General features: G+C 41.7%; 5 protein-coding genes and 3 pseudogenes. 3 read left to right on the top strand and 5 right to left on the bottom strand.

The genetic code is table 11. The annotated features are described in order from the left end of the window. The 4 genes and pseudogenes from ACFIKE_RS05235 to ACFIKE_RS05220 form a co-directional block, all read right to left on the bottom strand. Window positions 1–477 (bottom strand): annotated as a pseudogene (locus ACFIKE_RS05235) (hypothetical protein); the annotation flags it as partial. Between the two features lie 108 nt (window positions 478–585). After that, on the bottom strand, window positions 586–1,164 hold the full coding sequence (locus ACFIKE_RS05230) for a hypothetical protein (RefSeq protein ID WP_375648576.1): 579 nt from the start codon (window positions 1,162–1,164) through the stop codon (window positions 586–588). Between the two features lie 84 nt (window positions 1,165–1,248). Then, window positions 1,249–2,079 carry a hypothetical protein gene (locus tag ACFIKE_RS05225; RefSeq protein ID WP_375648575.1) on the bottom strand — a complete coding sequence of 277 codons (831 nt, stop codon included), beginning with the start codon at window positions 2,077–2,079 and terminating at the stop codon, window positions 1,249–1,251. 935 nt (window positions 2,080–3,014) lie between these two features. Beyond that, window positions 3,015–3,667, bottom strand: a pseudogene (locus ACFIKE_RS05220) (type ISP restriction/modification enzyme); the annotation flags it as partial. 427 nt (window positions 3,668–4,094) lie between these two features. On the opposite strand from ACFIKE_RS05220, the gene ACFIKE_RS05215 reads away from it, so the two are divergent. The 3 genes from ACFIKE_RS05215 to ACFIKE_RS05205 all read left to right on the top strand — a co-directional run bounded on the left by ACFIKE_RS05215 (window position 4,095) and on the right by ACFIKE_RS05205 (window position 16,382). Then, entirely contained in the window at window positions 4,095–5,855 is a 1,761-nt protein-coding gene (locus ACFIKE_RS05215; protein ID WP_375648574.1) for a ShlB/FhaC/HecB family hemolysin secretion/activation protein, read from the top strand. Between the two features lie 90 nt (window positions 5,856–5,945). Continuing rightward, a complete protein-coding gene (locus ACFIKE_RS05210) occupies window positions 5,946–13,733 on the top strand; it encodes a DUF637 domain-containing protein (RefSeq protein ID WP_375648573.1) in 7,788 nt (2,595 codons plus the stop codon). Between the two features lie 12 nt (window positions 13,734–13,745). After that, the gene (locus tag ACFIKE_RS05205) at window positions 13,746–16,382 is read left to right on the top strand and encodes a DUF6990 domain-containing protein (protein ID WP_375648572.1); all 2,637 of its coding nucleotides are present in this window, start codon (window positions 13,746–13,748) and stop codon (window positions 16,380–16,382) included. A gap of 622 nt (window positions 16,383–17,004) precedes the next feature. Here the strand turns inward: ACFIKE_RS05205 and ACFIKE_RS05200 are convergent. Then, window positions 17,005–17,323 (bottom strand): annotated as a pseudogene (locus ACFIKE_RS05200) (DUF3987 domain-containing protein); the annotation flags it as partial.

The following is a 17,323-nucleotide window of genomic DNA, read 5'->3' as shown; positions in this document are numbered from 1 at the left end:
ATAAACGCGTGCATAACTAAAAACCGTAGCATCATAAGAAACATGCGCATGGTCATAAATATGAGCATCAGCAAGAACGCGGGCACTACCATTCACATGAGCATACCCATAAATATTGCCATAAACATGAGCATTGCCATAGACAAAAGCATGGTCATAAATTTTAGCATATTGAGAGATAAAAGCCTTTCCATAGACTTCAGCATTGCCATAAACTTGACCACAGACTTGAGAAAAATGGCGTATTTTTGCATCATCATACACTCTTGCATGACCGTAGACACAAGCCTCATCATACACCCAGCAATTGCCATCATGGGATAGGTTAACTTCCTTTTCAATAAAGCCGCCTAAAGACCCCGCCTTTATATCATCGAAATCTTTTAAAGCTTTAATGCGATAAAGATTTATAATATTTCGAGTAAGAGCATGTTTGATTTTTTTGATTTCACTGGTTAATTCATATTTTTTGCACATAGAAGACCCTCACAATCTAATGTGATAAACATTTGCTAAATTTTTAAATGAGATGTTTAAAGAAGGGCGCCCCCGCCGTGCCCCTGCTTTCATTTACACTGCTTTAGATTAGACCCAGACAATCTCTAATTCACCATAAGGAGAGAGACGTTCAGTATAGGTTTTTATTTTAGTAGACCCGCCGACATTTTCACGAATAACAGCAATGCCATGAATATTGGCATTTTCATAAACATGTACATTATTTGCTATACGAGCGTTTTCATAAACCCTAGCATTGTCATAAACATAGGCATTATCATAAATAATAGCCTTGCCATAAACACGCGCATTACCATAAACATGGGAATTATCAGAAATAACAGCATTGCCATAAACATGGGCATTATTATAGATATAGCCAGCAACGATAGCATTGTCATAAACCCGCGCATGACCATAGATATGACCACAAGTGACAGCATTGCCAAAAACCCTTGCATTTTCATAAACGTGACCATTTTTAAACACAAGAGCCTCATCATAGACCCAGCAATTTCCCTCATGAGAGAGGTTATCTTCCTTTTCAATAAAGCCGCCTAAGGTACCTGCTTTGATATCAGCAAAATCTTTTAATGCTTTAATACGGTAGAGAACATGTTTACCAAATACACGCGTTTCATTTGTGAGTGCAAACTTCTTTTGCATGAGCACAATTCCTTTAATAAAGAGATTTAAATTTTTAAATGAGAATGTTTAAAGGAGGGCGCCCCCGCCGCGCCCACGCGTTATTTAAGCAGCGTCTTTTAGTGACTGATTATCATCACAGATATCATTACGAATTTTTGCACGGCTATTCACAACAGCATTGCCATAAATTTGCACATGATGATCAATATTTGATTTGCCATAGACCTTGGCATGATCATAAATTCTTACAAAGCAACCAACACGAGCCGATCCAGAAACCTTGGCATGACCATAGATACTTGAATAATCCTTAATCCAGGCATTACAAAAAACATGGGCATTATCATAAACGCGCGCCCAGATATAAACCCGTGACTTGCCATATACACGAGCATTGCCAAAAATATAGCCACAAACATAGGCACTTTCATAGACACGGGCATTGTCATAAACCTTGGCACCATTAGAAATAGTAGCATTATCACTAATTACGGCATAACCATAAACATGCCCACAGACCTTAGCGTTATCATGAATTTTTGCATTATCATAAATATGAGCGGTTGTATCAAAAACCAATGCCTTGCCATTGACGATAGCATTGCCATACACCTTGGCACCTCTAAAGATTTTCGCATCATTATAGATTTTAGCATTTTCATAAACAGTTGCATTGAAAAGAACCGCGGCATTATCATAGACCCAGCAATTGCCATCATGGGATAAGTTACTTTCATTTTCAATAAAACCGCCGAGATCCCCCGCCTTAACATCATCAAAATCTCTTAGAGCACGTATACGGTGTAAAGTAAGACCATCAAAAGTGAATTTTTCATTGGTAAATTCGTATTTTTTTGCAGGCTGTTGTTGATTAACAGATGTGATTTCGTTTGCAATGTTAGAGATAATGGGGGGGATTTTTGAATTTGTCATTTTAAATTCTTTCTAATCATAAAAGGTTTCTATTGACCACCTAATGGGCGTCGGGCGCTAGAAACACGGTGATTAGTCCGCTGTATGCTTTCCCCTTGAAAGGGTATTGTATGGCATAACCACACCCGACAAAATTCTCATATACTAACAAAAGCATAAAAGAAAGTCAGTATTTTAAAGGCATGGGAGAGGCTGTTTCGTAACCTATCCGCTAATCACTAAGTGTTTCTATCACTTGAGTATTTATATAACAAAATACGTATTTATTGTCAAATAATATTTTATCTTTTTTGATATTTTTCTTGTTTTTTAAATACGTTGTGTATTCATAATATATTATGCTTATTAATTGCTTCTTTTATATTTATGTGCTTTTAAAGCTATATTATGGGCTTTATAAAACGACTGCGTTATTTTCTGAATCTATACATTTATAATATTTAAAAAACGCTCTCATAATGCGTATTTTTATCTTTATAACCTATCAGTTTTTTTACTAAATGGTTTTTAAGATTTCTGTTAATTTCCTTTATAACGTATTTGCAATTTAATAGCCTTTTATAGCTGTTATCTTCTTTATAGCTACCGCATCATTTTTCATTTTCATAAGAGAAATGATAAAGATGATAATGTGATTTATTTGTTATAAAACATCTAAAGAGAGACTGATAATTATAGAAATTATCGAACTCTCTTTAAACAGAGCTTTCGAAAAGTATACATTTATCATTTTAGATTACGATATAGTTTTTTAAAAGCAATCCAAATAAGAGTATTTAAAAGTGCAAATGATTTCTTTTTAGAATAACGCATATAAACACTCCTTTTAAAGATTGTATGTAAGCAATTTATAAAAGTGATATAGAACCTATAGGTATAAGACCTTATACCCCTTGTGAGGTTAATATGCCTATCATGTGAGCATGCTTTATAAGTTATTCAGTTTCTCTAATTTCTAATTTTGGTAAGTTCTTAACAATTTTCATTGTTTCCAAACTTACAGTGATAACCCTTTGAAACAACTCTAGAGGATAAGCAGGATTGCCAACGGTCTCAAAAGCATAACGATTGGCATCATTCACAATGCCACTCTTTTTATCTGTTTTTACACATTGACGCCCCATAACCCATTCAAGAGCGGGCTTGCCATTAACGATATACTCATAAGCTTACTTAGGGATATCTGTCATGATGATATTGCTATTATAAAAAACAGTCGATTTATCCTTTTCCTTACTATTCCCAGAAAATTTCATTTCAGTCACGTAATAGAATTTTTCGGGATTAGAGATCTCTGTAACTTTTGGATTACCCTTTTTAAAGGTCACTGGATAAGGCTCTACAGTTTCATAATTCACGTGCAAATGACCTAATTCATGCCCTGCTGTTACAAATTTCCAAAATCCTTAGCAGTTTTTATATAAAGAAGACGAGGCAATTCTTTAGAGAGGTTATCGACATAACGAGTGCGATAATCTTCTGAATGCAAAAGACCGTAAACATAATAAAACAGATCATCTTTAGTGATAGTTTCATTGGGATAAGCAGTTTTAAAATGCGCTAATTCTTCATAAGTTATGGCATTACGCATTTTCTTTTTTGCTTATTTTAGTAATAAGCTATCGGCATGCTATTTTTCTTATCAAGCGATAATAATGGAGTGTTTCTTGTTGTCTCTAATATGTAACAGTTCCAATAAATTTGGTCTATTCTATGAATAACAGTCTTTACTTGAAGCTCAAAATTATATTACATGCAACACCTTAAAATTAAGAAGCATATAGAGTGTATGATTGTCATTTAACAGTGTCATTGTAAAATCTTCAAAAGCGGGGGAAATGATATGGTTTGCACAACACATAAAGCAAGTGTATACAGTACAATCTATGCTTTTCTCTTAGATTTTAGAAGTATTATTCTCATCAAAAAATTAAAAAATTGTTACGCGGTTGGCGATTTTTTCTGTGACGCTGACGATATGGTTCATTTTGTTGCTCACTTTGAGGGCACAATGAATGCATAGATTTTTTTTCACTTTTGTTTTTGCGGCTTTTTTGTGCCTTTTTTCTTTGCCGAGTTTTGCCGAAAACATTCGTGAGAAAGCGATTAATCAATCAGAGAGCATCCAACGACAACAAACGCAAGAACAGCGTTTTCAACGATTGCACCGTAGAAACGAAACCCATGGGGTCTTTTTGCCAGACGATGATACCACATCTGCCTATGGTGCTTCTCCTAGTACAACCTGTTTGCTGATCAAAAGCATTGAATTTGTTGGTACTCAGTTGATTTCTCACACCGATCTTCATGAAGCTATTTCTCTTTGGGAAGGGCGGTGTTTGGGGATTGCCGAAATCAACAAAGTGCTCAAAGCGGTGACCAAGCTTTATATGAAGCGCGGCTATATTGCAGTGCGGGCTTATTTGCCTGAGCAGGATTTAAGCGGCGGTCATCTCAAGATTGTTGTTGTTGAAGGTGTGATGGAAGATATTACCCTTGATGGGCATAAAGTTGGAAGGAAATCTCAAGGAGAAATCACCACGGCTTTTCCAAACCTTATTGGGAAGCCGACCAATCTGCGCCAGATAGAGCAAGGGCTTGATCAAATCAATCGGCTTTTCTCACGTCAAGCCACCATTAATCTTGGTGCGGGGAGCAATTCGGGTGGTTCGATACTCGATGTTCATATTGAAAAACAGAAACCTTGGCTTATTACGCTTTCCAGCGATAATCTTGGCGCTAAAGCAACAGGAATTTATCAAACGCGCTTGAGCCTTTCTTTTGATGATCTGTTAGGGATCAATGATCAATGGTCGTTTAGTTATCAGCGCTCCATGGATGGTAGTCCGTATCATTTTTCTCACAAGCGTCCCAATAGTGATACTCTAACAGGATCTTTTTCTCTTCCCTATGGCACTTGGACAACAGGTTTTGATGGGACGTGGAGCCAATATCATTCAAGTGTTAAGGGAATATTTTCCGATATTATGACTGCGGGGAAGTCTTTATCGCTTACACCGTGGATTTCACGGGTTATCGACCGTGATCAAGAGGGCAAGACCTGGATGACAGGACGGTTGACATGGAAATATTCTGATAATTTTATTATGGGCAGTCGGGTTGATGTTTCCAGCCGTAAACTAGCTATTGCAACCTTTGAGCTTGATCATTCGCGCAAGTGGCTTGGAGGAGAATTAAGCGCGCATATAGGGTTTCATAAAGGTTTGGCAATTCTTGGCGCTTATGACGATAAAGAGCAAGAGAATGCAACAAAAAATTCACCCAAAGGGCAATTTTCCAAATTGTCTTTTTCTCTAGGCTATGTGCGTCCTTTTTCGCTTCACCAGTATAATTTTCGCTATAACACACTGTTTTCAGGACAATTATCACCAGACACGTTGTTTAGTTCAGAGCAAATATCGCTTGGTGGTAGTTCCTCTGTGCGCGGGGTGCGTGAGGCGATTTATTACGGCAATAATGGGGCGTTTTGGCGCAATGAATTGTCATTGTTGTTGCCAGGTTTTTCTTCAAACATGGGGCGTAAATTTATGAGCCAATTTGCCCCTTATATGGCGCTTGATCTGGGGGCTGTAGCCAATGATGTAAACAAAAACAGTTTTGGCGGGAGCCTCGTTGGGGCAACTCTTGGTTTCCATGCAACCGGAGACATTACGGATGTTGATGTGTCTTATTCGAATATTTTAACCCAATCAACAGTGCGAGAAAAGGGAAATTCGACAGGGTTATTTCAAGTACGGGCATTATTGAGATTTTAGAGCAAAGGGGCGGTAAAAAATATCGCTGCGCTGTTTACACCCATATGGGTTGTTTTTTTAAGAGATAAAGAATTTTATGAGGAGCTGAAGATGCGGAGATTGAAAAATCAAAAGCATAAATTGGGATATGGATACAAGCGAGGAAAGCGCGTTCTTTGTGTTTTGCAGCGAGGGATCCATAAGGGGCTTTCACTTGTTTTAAGTTTTTGCTTAGCTTTTCAGCCTTTGTTGTTGCAAGCACAAGCGCTTGGAGCGCGAAGTCCTGTTGCACAAGAGAGCCAAGGGATTAAAGCAGCTGATGGGGTTGGCTCTGTTTTCCGCCCCACGGTGGGGAAAGCCGGCAATGATGTGCCGCTGATTGATATTGTGCGCCCCAATGGACAGGGTCTTTCTCATAACAAATATGACAGTTTCAATGTTGATACCCATGGCGTGATTTTGAACAATTCGACTGAGGAGGTTTCGCGTTCACAGCTTGGGGGATTGGTGCCAGGCAACGGCAATTTGCGTTATAGCGGTGCAGCAAAGGTTATCCTTAATGAAGTGGTGAGTGCCAATCGCTCGCGTCTTGAAGGCGTGAGCGAAGTCCACGGGCATATGGCGGATGTTATTATCGCCAACCCCAATGGGATTACCTGTAACGGTTGTGGCTTTATCAATACACCACGGGTGACTTTATCGACCGGACAACCGATTATTGGAGCCGATGGGGCTTTGAGTGGGTTGCGTGTTGAGGGTGGTGATATCACCATAGGCTCTCGTGGAGCTGATGGGAGTGCATTAGATATTTTTGATCTTGTTTCGCGCAAGATCAGTATCGGAGGTCCCATACAGGTCAAAGGAGATTTGGCTGTTATCGCTGGTCACAATCATTTTGATTATGACAAGCGCGAAGCAACTTCTCTTGGCTCTGATGGCAAAGAGCCGGAATTGGCGATTGATTCCAGTGAGTTTGGTGGAATGTACGCGGGGCAGATCCGCGTGATTGCCAATGATAAAGGCGCCGGCGTTAAGATGCGAGGAGATATGGTTGCCAATGCAGGCGCCATGAGATTGACAAGTGATGGCAAGCTGGTGATTGCCAAAGCACGTGCCAAAGGTGCGGTGAAGGCTCATTCGCACCACGATAGTGTGCACGTGAAAGATCTGCTTTTTTCAGAAGAAGCGGTTGAACTGAAGGCTTTGAAACATGTTGAACTGGCTGAGCAAGCTCGCGTTGCGGCAAGCGGTGCTGTTGATGTGCATGCCGATCTGATCAAACTCCAGTCTCATGCTCTTCTAGCAAGCGGTATTGGAAGTGATGGTCAACAGTCAGCGACGGGTTCTTTGCACTTACAGGCAGCAAAGCTTGAGGCGGGAAATGGGCGGATAGCCGCCGGTGATCTTTTAGAGATCCAAGCAGCAACAATTGATCTAAGCCGCATGCAAGACAATGATCAAACAGGGGTTTCTTCCCTTGGCGATCTGACCATTAAAACCAATCAAATCACTGCTTTAAACAACCATATTGGTGCCAAGGGGAATATTGTCTTGAGCGCCGATGATGCGCTCACTGTAGGCGCTGGACATTATAGCGCCGGCGGCTCTCTTTTGGTGGAAGCAGCAGAGCTTACATCACGTGCGCGCTTAGTGGCAGAGCAAAAAATTGACCTTTATGCGCATCACGGTGCCCTGATCCAAGAAGGCACTGTCTGGTCTAATGGGAAGATAACGCTGGATGCCTATGGTGCCCTCAATCACACGGGTGATATTGTCAGTATGCAGCAGGTTGCCTTGACAGCGGGGGGCATGCTCACAACCTCTCAAGAGAGCACGATTTTAAGTTATGATGTGGTTTTAAGTGCTGATGCTTTAACCCAAGCAGGGACTGTGGAAGCTCAAGAAGGAGCATTAACCCTTCAAGTGCGTGATGGGGTTGCAAATAACGGCACAATGCGCGGTGAGAGTGTCGATGCTCATATTGGTGCATTTACCAATCAAGGGACGTTTATTGCAACCGATGATTTGCATTTGATGGTAAGCGCACAAGAAGGCGCCGATCCGCAACAAGCCTTTCTTGAAAATACATCCGAAGGTGTCCTTCAAAGTGGTGGTGTTTTTGTTGTGATCGCAGGGCAATTAGACAATGCCGGTGTGCTTGGCTCCAGTGGTGAGAATGTTGCCCTTAATGTGGCAGGGAATGTCAGCAATAGTGGGCTGATTTACGCCAAAAAATCTATGGATCTATTCAGTGATGGTAATCTGAGCAATACACAGGGCAGAATTATTGCTGAAGAGGCTCTCACCATTGGTGGGCTGAAAGAGATACGTGCTGGTCATATAAATAATGAGGCTGGTCTTCTCAGTGCTTTAGCCGGTGAGATGAAGATTGTTGCAACGTCTTTTGTCAATAAAAGCGCTGAAACGACAAATTCAGACCAACAAAACGCTACACATGATGAAGGTGCGCATGTTTTAGCGCGGGATGGTTTGCGCATTGATGTGGGCAGTTTTGAGAATGTTGATGGTCTCATTTCTACGCAAGGGGCAGTTAATATTGTTGCTGATAGTGTGATCCAAGCAGGGCACATAGAGATTGAGCGTGGTGACCTTCAACTGACCAGCCATGGTGATTTAAGCAATAGTGGCACGATAGAAAGCAATGATACCATTGCTTTGCATGCGCAAACAAATCTCAGCCAAACGGGGCGCATTGTTTCTAAAAAGCGGGTTGAGCTTTCCAGTGATGGCATATTGACAATGGGTGAGACAAGTGAGGTTGGCGCCTATGATGTAACGCTGAAGGCAGGCACTCTCGCCCAAGCTGGGCTTGTGGAAGCGCAAGGCGGAGTACTTACTCTCGAAAGCCACGGTGATTTAACCAATAGTGGTACGATAGCAAGCAATGGCGCAATCACTGTGAATGCGCAAAACACTCTGAACCAAACGGGGCGCATTGTTTCGCAAAAGCGGATAGAGCTCTCAACTGATGGCACCTTGACACTGGGTGAGACAAGCCAAATTGGCGGCTATGATGTGGCGCTGAAGGCAGGCACCCTTAATCAAGCTGGGCTTATAGAAGCGCAAGGTGAGGAACTTACTCTCGAAAGTTACGGTGATTTAACCAATAGCGGTATGCTTGCAAGCAATGGCGTTATTGCTTTGCGTGCGCAAAACACTCTAAACCAAACGGGGCGCATTGTTGCGCAAGAGCGGATAGAGCTCTCAACCGATGGCACCTTGACGCTGGGCGAACCAAGCAAGGTTGCCGCCTATGATGTAATGCTGAAGGCAGGCACACTCACCCAAGCTGGGCTTGTGGAAGCGCAAGGCGGAGTACTTACTCTCAACAGCCATGGTGTTTTAAGCAATTCCGGTATCATGGTGGGCGGTGTTGTTGATGCGAAGCTTGGGTCTTTAGCCAATTCAGGTCAGCTTTTAGCCAGTGACAGTTTTACGCTTATAGCAGAAAGCCATGATCCGTCATTGGGGCAAGTTGCTCTGGTTTTAAATGGTGAAGACGGTGTACTCAAAAGTGGTGGTGCTTTTGTCTTAACCGCAGATGTTTTGGACAATGCCGGCAGTATTGGTTCAAGTGGTGATGGGGTTGCGCTCAATGTGAGCGCTGATATGAGCAATAGCGGGCTGATTTACGCTAAGAAATCCGCCATTTTCTCCTTAGATGGGGATTTTATTAATAAGTTTGCCGATGTTATTGCTGAAGACAATCTCATCATCCGTGGTTTAAGTGGAGAACGGGCTGGTCATGTCATCAATAGTTCGGGGCTTTTAGAAGCCGTGTCCGGCGATATGACATTCGATGTCTCAGCGCTTACCAACATGCGTGAAGGTGGGGTTGAAGTTACCGATAAAGTGGTTGGTCACAGTTACGTGCGAGGAGAATGGAAAAAAACCGAAGTTAGGCACGAGCAGATCAAAGAAAATATCGACACTACGATCATTCGTCAGCAGCCTCATTTTACCAATGGAGCTGCACAGATTTTAGCAGGGCGTCATCTCACGGTTCATGCTGGGGATATCCGTAATAGCTATAGCTTAATTGCTGCCAATGGCAACATTGAGATGCAGGGCGATACCTTGCTCAATGAGGGGCGTGATTTAATCGAAACAACCAAGATTGTGACTGAAGCGCATCGCAGGCGTAAACATTGCCACACATTATTAGGAGGGTGTACTTTTACAGGCATTAAAGATCGTGGGAGCACTACCGATACCAAAACAACCACGCGCACTTATGATGCTGTTTACGGCACGATTGAAGCGGGTGGCACTCTTGATGTCAAGGTTACAGACACTCTTGACAATCATGCAGTGCGCGAGGGAGCCGGTCAAATTGGCTTAAGCTCTGGCAATAAAGGCTTGACTGGCGTTAAAAATACTGACGTTGATGGCTTCAAACCGTCGATCAGCTATAGCTCTGGCGATCAAGGTTTGGCTGGGGGACAAACACCCGATTTTGACGGTTCCAAACCACTGATTAGTGATGATCGATTGGACGGTATTATCAATGGTTTGAAAGGGCACAAAGGGCTTTTTGCACCAAGCACAAAAACACCCGCACCAGAATCCATACAGGTGCCAACGCAAGACGGGCTTAGCTCTGTCAAGACAGAGTTGGCTGGCAGCCAATCACCGGATGTGCCATTTTTAATCGAGACGCGACAGGACTTTATCAATCCAAGTAAATTTTTAGGATCGGACTATTACTTAAAAAAGATTGGCAATTATAAGCCTGAGCACGTGTTTAAAAGATTGGGGGATGCTTATTTTGAATATCGTCTGGTGGGTGAGCAAATCTTTGAGCTGACAGGCAATCGCACTCTTCTTGATATTGAAGATCCCAATGCTCAAATGCAAAGGCTCTATGACAATGCTGTGGAGCAGCAAGGTCCTTTGGGGTTAGTGCTAGGCAAGCCCTTAACGCCTCAGCAGATTGCTGGGATCAAAAAGGATATGATCTGGCTTGAGACCCACCTTGTCGACGGACAAGAGGTCTTAGTGCCCCACGTTTATTTGGTACCCAATTCTTCTTTAGCACAAGATGTTTATGGGGCAAAAACGCAGCAAGAAAATCTTGCCAGTGCACGTTTGAAAGGCAATGGGGTCACCTTGAATGCGGACCGTCTTACCAATAGCGGTGCTGTGGTAAGTGATGATGCACTGCACGTTTCGACCACGCAAACTTTGTTCAATAATGGTGGGTTTTTGCTTGGTACCGGAGCTGTAGAGCTCACCAGTAACGGTCTTTTAGCGAATTCTTCCGGTGTTATTCATGGTGATACGGTTACCATGACGGGTGATACGATTGTCAATAGCACCGCTAAAATCCGTGACACGAATGCATATGGTTTTGTTGATCGAGCTGGGCAGAAGGGACAAATTCTCTCTGATCATGAATTAAACATCCAATCCCTTGGTGATCTTGGCGCAGAGGGTGGGGAATTCACCAGCGGCGGTCCGATGACGATGATTATCGGTGGTTCTGCCACGTTTAGTGCATTGGCGCTAGAGAGTGACCATAAGGAAACATTGGAAAAAGGGCATTATAACGCCCAAAGCAGTGAGCACCGTTTGACAGAAGTCAAAAGTGATGGAGATTTGACCATTGTCACAGGTGGTGCACTTAACCTTGAGGGAAAGTTTAAAGCCAAGGGCAATGGTGATTTCACCAGTGGTGGCGCTCTCACCGCGACTTCGGTGCAAGATTTTAACAGTTCTGATTGGGATTATAGGGGCAAAGAAGGCGACGAATCGAAGCAAAAGAATAAGTTTCGTCAACAATCAACAGAAGTTACTACAAACAAAACCACGATAGAAGCAGAGGGCGAACTCTCCATGCATGCCAAAGATGGGCATCTCACACTTGATGCCATTGGGGCAAAAAGTGGTGGCGAGACGCATTTGGCATCAGATAGGGGGAAGGTCAAGCTTCTGACCAAAAAGGATCAAGATTTTAAGGATGTTTATCAGCGTAATGAAAACCTTGTGTGGTGGAGTGAGGGTGACGAAGGTTACCTTAAGGAGACCATTGAGTATGTCACCATAGATGCTAAAGGTGGCATGAAGATTGATGCGGGTGATGGCATTGTTGTTGAATATGAGGCAACTGGTGATTTAGACAAATCTCTTGAGCAATTGTCTCGCTCTCCAGGCTTGGCATGGATCAAGCAACTGCGTGATGATCCCGTGTTATCCAAGCAAGTTGATTGGCAAGCAGTTAAGGCTGAGTTTAAAGACTGGGATTATAAAGCCCAAGGGCTGACAGAAGCCGGTGCGGCTCTCGTGGCATTGGCTGTCACGGCGGTTACGGGTGGAGCAGCCTCGGGCGCTGCTAGTGCCATTACCGGTGCTTTGGGGCTTGGCTCGAGCACCGCCATGAATGCGGCGATACAGGCTGGTGTCCAAGCGCTGATTAACAAAAGCGCTGTGGCTCTTGTTAACAATCGCGGCAATATTGCCGGCGCCTTGCATGAGCTTGGTTCTTCCAAGAATATTCTCAGCATTGTCTCGTCGATGTTGACAGCAGGCTTAACCAGCCAAATAACGGAAATGGCAGGTGTTGGACAATCTTTGCCAAAAACCGCTCCTTTTGTCGATCGCATTGCCCTTGAAGCGGAAAAGAACCTGATCAAAGCCGCCATTGGCACAGGCGTGCAAACAGCTCTTGAGGGTGGCTCTCTTGACAAGAACTTTTTTAACAATCTGCGCATCGCTCTGTCTGATACGGTTGGCAAATCGTTGGCAGAAGAAATTGGTACTGCCAAGGCAGAAGGCAAAATAGATACAGTCACACAGATCGTCGCCCACGCCGGTCTTGGCTGCTTAAAAGGCGCTGTTGCGAGCGGTGCTTGCTCTGCCGGTGCTATCGGCGGGGCTGTGGGTGAAGCCACAGCTATGCTCCAGTTTAAACTGTGGTCTAAAAATTTAATACAAAAAGAAATAGCAGCATTGGATGGTCGTATTCCTACTGCGGAAGAACAAGCGCGTATAAATGCAAAGATTGAAGCACAGTTTGCTGACTTTAGCGATCGTGCCATTGATGTCGCACGGATTACAGGGGGCTTTGCTGCTGCCCTTGCTGGTGGTGATGTCAATACTGGCGCGGATGCCGCTGGAAATGCTGCGGAGAATAATTTTCTTCCTGCGGTAGCAGCATTAGCAGCATTCATTGTGTCGCTTACACCAGAAGAGTTGGCAGCTCTGTCTCTTTTTATGGCTGGTGGAGCAACTATTGTTCAATCTCCTAACAATAGAACCGCTATAGCTGATTTCCTTACCTATTGGTTTGCATCGAAAAATTCTGCAGAAGATAGCGAAAAAACAAATCAAAACTCAAAAGAAGAAAAAAACAAAGCTTCTCAGGCGAATGCTAAAGACCCACAAAACAATAATGACGATGACAATGATGGAAAAGGTAAAAAGCTTAATAAAGCTAGGGAACATCATGACAAAAAACGCGATGAGAAAAAACAAGAATTAAATGATGAAGGATGTAGAACATGCAAAACAGAAATAGTATTCAAAACTAAGACGGATAAGGGGGTAGTAAGATCTCGTGCGGATATTGTTTATATAGAGAATGGTAAAATAAAAATTGGCGAGGTAAAAACGGGGAAGAATTCTAAATTAAGTGAACAACAAAAGATTTTAAAAGAGGCATATAAAGAAGGAAATGCAGAGCCCACAAAAGGCAAATTTACGGAATTTCTTAAAGATAACAAAGAGTTCTTAGAAAAATATCAAAAAGATTTCAAAGATTTTAAAGGAAGTAAGAAAGAATTGGAAAATGAGAATAGAAAATGGATTAAAGAACAATTGAATAATAAGTTAGACAAAACTGACGTTAACGTTTTTCATTATCCAGGACTTTTTGAATGAAAGTGAATAGCGATGCGAACTAAAGACGTGACAGAGATTTTAAAAACGCTTGGCTGGGAACTTTATCGTGCTGAAGATGGTAGTATGTTTGCGCATTATCATCTTCCCGATCGCATTGTAGGCATTAGTTATGATGTTGTAGATTATGGAGAGGATGGGGGAAAGTTTCGGCTATCGGCTGATCTTACCACTGCTGCTTATTGCCTTGCTTGGGAATATGCTAGTGGTGAAGTATCACAGGATAAGTATGAAGATACGCTGTTTTCTGCGAAAGAGGATTTCGATGTTACAGCTTCAGATCTCTCAGAAAGCCATGTTAAGGAATCTTTAAATAGGGTTATCGCTTGGGCGAAAGCACAAGATATTGAACAAAAATTACGTGAAAAAGCAGCCAATCATTCTGCTGTTGCAGAAGCATTACTTGGTGATATTGAGGCTTTAAAAAGTTCTAAGTTTACACCCCAATTACATGTACCAGAATTTTCAGATTACAAAACAATAGGGTGGATTGAGCGCCTCATTCTTTTTGCGCAAGCTTATAAAAACGGGGAGTTAGATGACATTTTAGCGCGTAAAAAACCTAAACAGTGTTCGATGAGTCTTACAGCAGCAACTCGCATTTTTAAAATTCAAGGGTGGTTTGCCACAGAGCTTGGGAAAATGTGGTTGGTTTTGCCGGATCGTTTTATTAAGTTAGATTTTGGCTTTGTACATCTCTATGATCAGTACAATATTCATCTCGAAGCTGAAATATCTAATGAAGAGATTTCTTTGGCTTGCTTGTATATTCATTTTTGTGGACAACGTAATCTTGTACGACCTACGGATATTTATCGATCTTTTAATACGATTGGAGGAGAGAATTTTCGTGGGGTTGATAAAGGAATTGATATTTGTGTAGAGATATTGAATGAGCAAGAGTTGACAAAAATCTCTGAGCGGGTGATACAGTGGGCACGTGCCCAAGATTTACAAGCGTCAATAGAAAGCAAAACGCTTATCCAAAAATATAGCTATTATCCAGCTGTGATTTGGCATTTGGCTTGTTTAGCATTGACAGGTCAAATTGATGTCCTAAAATCCTATCAAGATTTTATTGCAGAGGATAAGATTCCTGAGCATTTGCAAAATCTTGATGAAGAACTGGAGGGGTATGTTAATCACGCCGTTCAATTTGCTGAAGAGCATCTGAAAATCTTTAATGAGCGAAAAGCCATAGATGATCGTCTTAGTTTGCAAGATTTGTCTTTTCTTAATACAGTTTCTGAAGACTTAAAAAGGATAGACTGGACAGTTTATCGTGATAAGAACTATGATCGCAATGCTTATTTTGTAAGTAAAGACCGTATCATCAATATAATGTATAACCTTCAAAGTGATGAAGAAGAGCCGATTGTTGTATTTAAGGCTTCGCTTTCAACACTTGGCTTTTCTACTGCTCATAGAGAGATGTTTCCTAGATTGCCCCAATATATAGCTCTCAAAGAGGCAGAAGAATTTTATACAGTTTCTAGTACTGAATTGGATGAAGGCAAGCTAAAGGAGATTTGTACAGATATACTTGAATGGGCAGATCGGCAAAATGTCAATCAAATCATCTATGATTATGCCGCTTTGCCAACAAACAGTGAAGCTCACCTTGTGGCACGTCACTTTATAGCACTCATTCTGATTGGTGATATTGAAAAGCTCAAATTTTATAAGGAAAGTTTCAGGGCAAAGAACCATCTAGGCTTCGTGGAAGGTATCACGAAATATACGATTGACAACGCTCTTACTCTTGCACGCCGTTATCGGACTGGTTTTCCTAAAAATGCTCCGATTTTAAGCTTGGATGCGCAAACAGCATCTGTTGCTTCTAAAACAACTTCTGTTGAAGTGGCAGAGGAATTGGATGAAGTGGATGACACTGATGATCGTCTCACCATGGAAAGTGCTCATGCAATTTTAAAAAGCCTAGGCTGGTCAACCGAGAAAATCAATGAGAATGACCATATGGCAAGCTATCAATTGGCTGATCGTGAAGTAGATATTCTTTATAACGACGAAATTGCCAAAGACTACCCACAATTTGATAGCGCCTTTTTGATTAGCACGGGCATTCTTTCCACCGCTTGTAAATTCATTGATCCTACCCACACGGAAGATATTCCAGATATACAGCTTAATTTTGAAGCAAAGGGGTTAGAAATCTTTGAACCAGAAGTTACTGCGGATCGCTTAAAGCAAGCACTTGATGACGCGCTAAAATGGGCGGTAACAGACATTGACCTTTCTGAAAGACTTCGCTCTGATTATGGCGCTGCTCCTTGGGAAAAAAGCACCACGTCTGAAGCAAACGATGCACATTATGCTTTACTTCATCTTGGCGCTCTTGCTTTGTTGGGTGATGCTGAAACCTTACAATCTTATCAGCAAAGCTTTACGGCAGGTGATCACCTAGGTTTTGACGAGAGCATCAACAAAACCCACCTTGAACGTGCATTAGCTTTAGCCAAAGAAGTAGCAAAGGTGAAGCAAGTGAGTTACGCTTTGATTAAACAGGTGGCAGAAAAGCTTGATGATCCACAAGAGGTTACCAGCAAGGAGCAACCCCGCTCGTGGAAAGAGAAAATAGTCAATTTTATCGGAAAAAAAGACAAGAAATAGCACCTAAAAAATATCGAAAAGATTTCAGAAATTTAGAAAATAAGACGCGCTCCAAAGCCTTGATCACTAGTTGAGAAACTCAACAGTAGTGTGGCTCTGATCATGGTTTTGGTGCAAGATTTTAATGAAACAGCCTATAAAAAAGATCTATAAAATTATTCCATAGATGATCAAAATCCCTTTTAATGGATTATTGTCTATTTTATCGGTTATGTCAGTTTATTTAACAGACGAATCTTATGATTTTAGTAAATGATTAAAATGTGCTTTATGAAAAGCATATAATCCTTTAAAGCCTTTCAAAAGAAAGGGATTATAATCATAAGAAATGCTATCAAAACTATTATGGTACTTAGTTTTGAAGGTTTTGAGGGTTCCTTTTCCCCCCCTTATATATTTTTTCAATCAAAAATAAAATAATACATATAAGAAGCACCCCCAAAGCCCCCCAAAACTAATGATGGGGAGTGCTTTGAAGGTTCACTGTTATATTGTTTAATATTTTATAAGATTTCCAAATTGCCTCAGTATGATGTCTTATGATTTTTCACTAAGGGATGATTCATAACGTATGATAGGTCGAACGCCTTGGGAGCTATTGTCTCCAGAGATTTCACGAAAAACCGTCATCGTTTATTCCACGCTGTATTGCTTGAATGATGGGAATAATTCGTGAGGGTTGAATGTTTCCAATCATAGATAAAGTGACATGAGGGATAAAAATGGTTCCACGCTCGGTACGGTCATAGGTAAATTGATCATCTTCATTAAAAGCCGTTAGATAAAAAGCACGGTCTGTTTGATATTCTCTTCGTTCCAGATTGGCTAAAAAACCAGACAATTCATCACGCACCATTAAGAGATCACGGGGGTTTCTTTTAAGAGTTCCCTAAGCTTTTCGACCATGACATCATTGATAATAAAACGTCGTTTACCAAGAG

The organism is Bartonella sp. MU70NMGDW (assembly GCF_042194085.1).
GTDB lineage: Bacteria > Pseudomonadota > Alphaproteobacteria > Rhizobiales > Rhizobiaceae > Bartonella > Bartonella grahamii.
Note: the sequence above shows the minus strand (reverse complement) of the source record. Positions and strands in the feature narration are given on the sequence as shown.

What these genes read in the sequence shown, in the direction of transcription:
- ACFIKE_RS05215 (WP_375648574.1), top strand. Translation starts at nt 4,095, where the DNA reads ATGCATAGATTTTTTTTCACTTTTGTTTTTGCGGCTTTTTTGTGCCTT.
- ACFIKE_RS05210 (WP_375648573.1), top strand. Translation starts at nt 5,946, where the DNA reads ATGCGGAGATTGAAAAATCAAAAGCATAAATTGGGATATGGATACAAG.
- ACFIKE_RS05230 (WP_375648576.1), bottom strand. Translation starts at nt 1,164, where the DNA reads ATGCAAAAGAAGTTTGCACTCACAAATGAAACGCGTGTATTTGGTAAA.
- ACFIKE_RS05225 (WP_375648575.1), bottom strand. Translation starts at nt 2,079, where the DNA reads ATGACAAATTCAAAAATCCCCCCCATTATCTCTAACATTGCAAACGAA.
- ACFIKE_RS05205 (WP_375648572.1), top strand. Translation starts at nt 13,746, where the DNA reads ATGCGAACTAAAGACGTGACAGAGATTTTAAAAACGCTTGGCTGGGAA.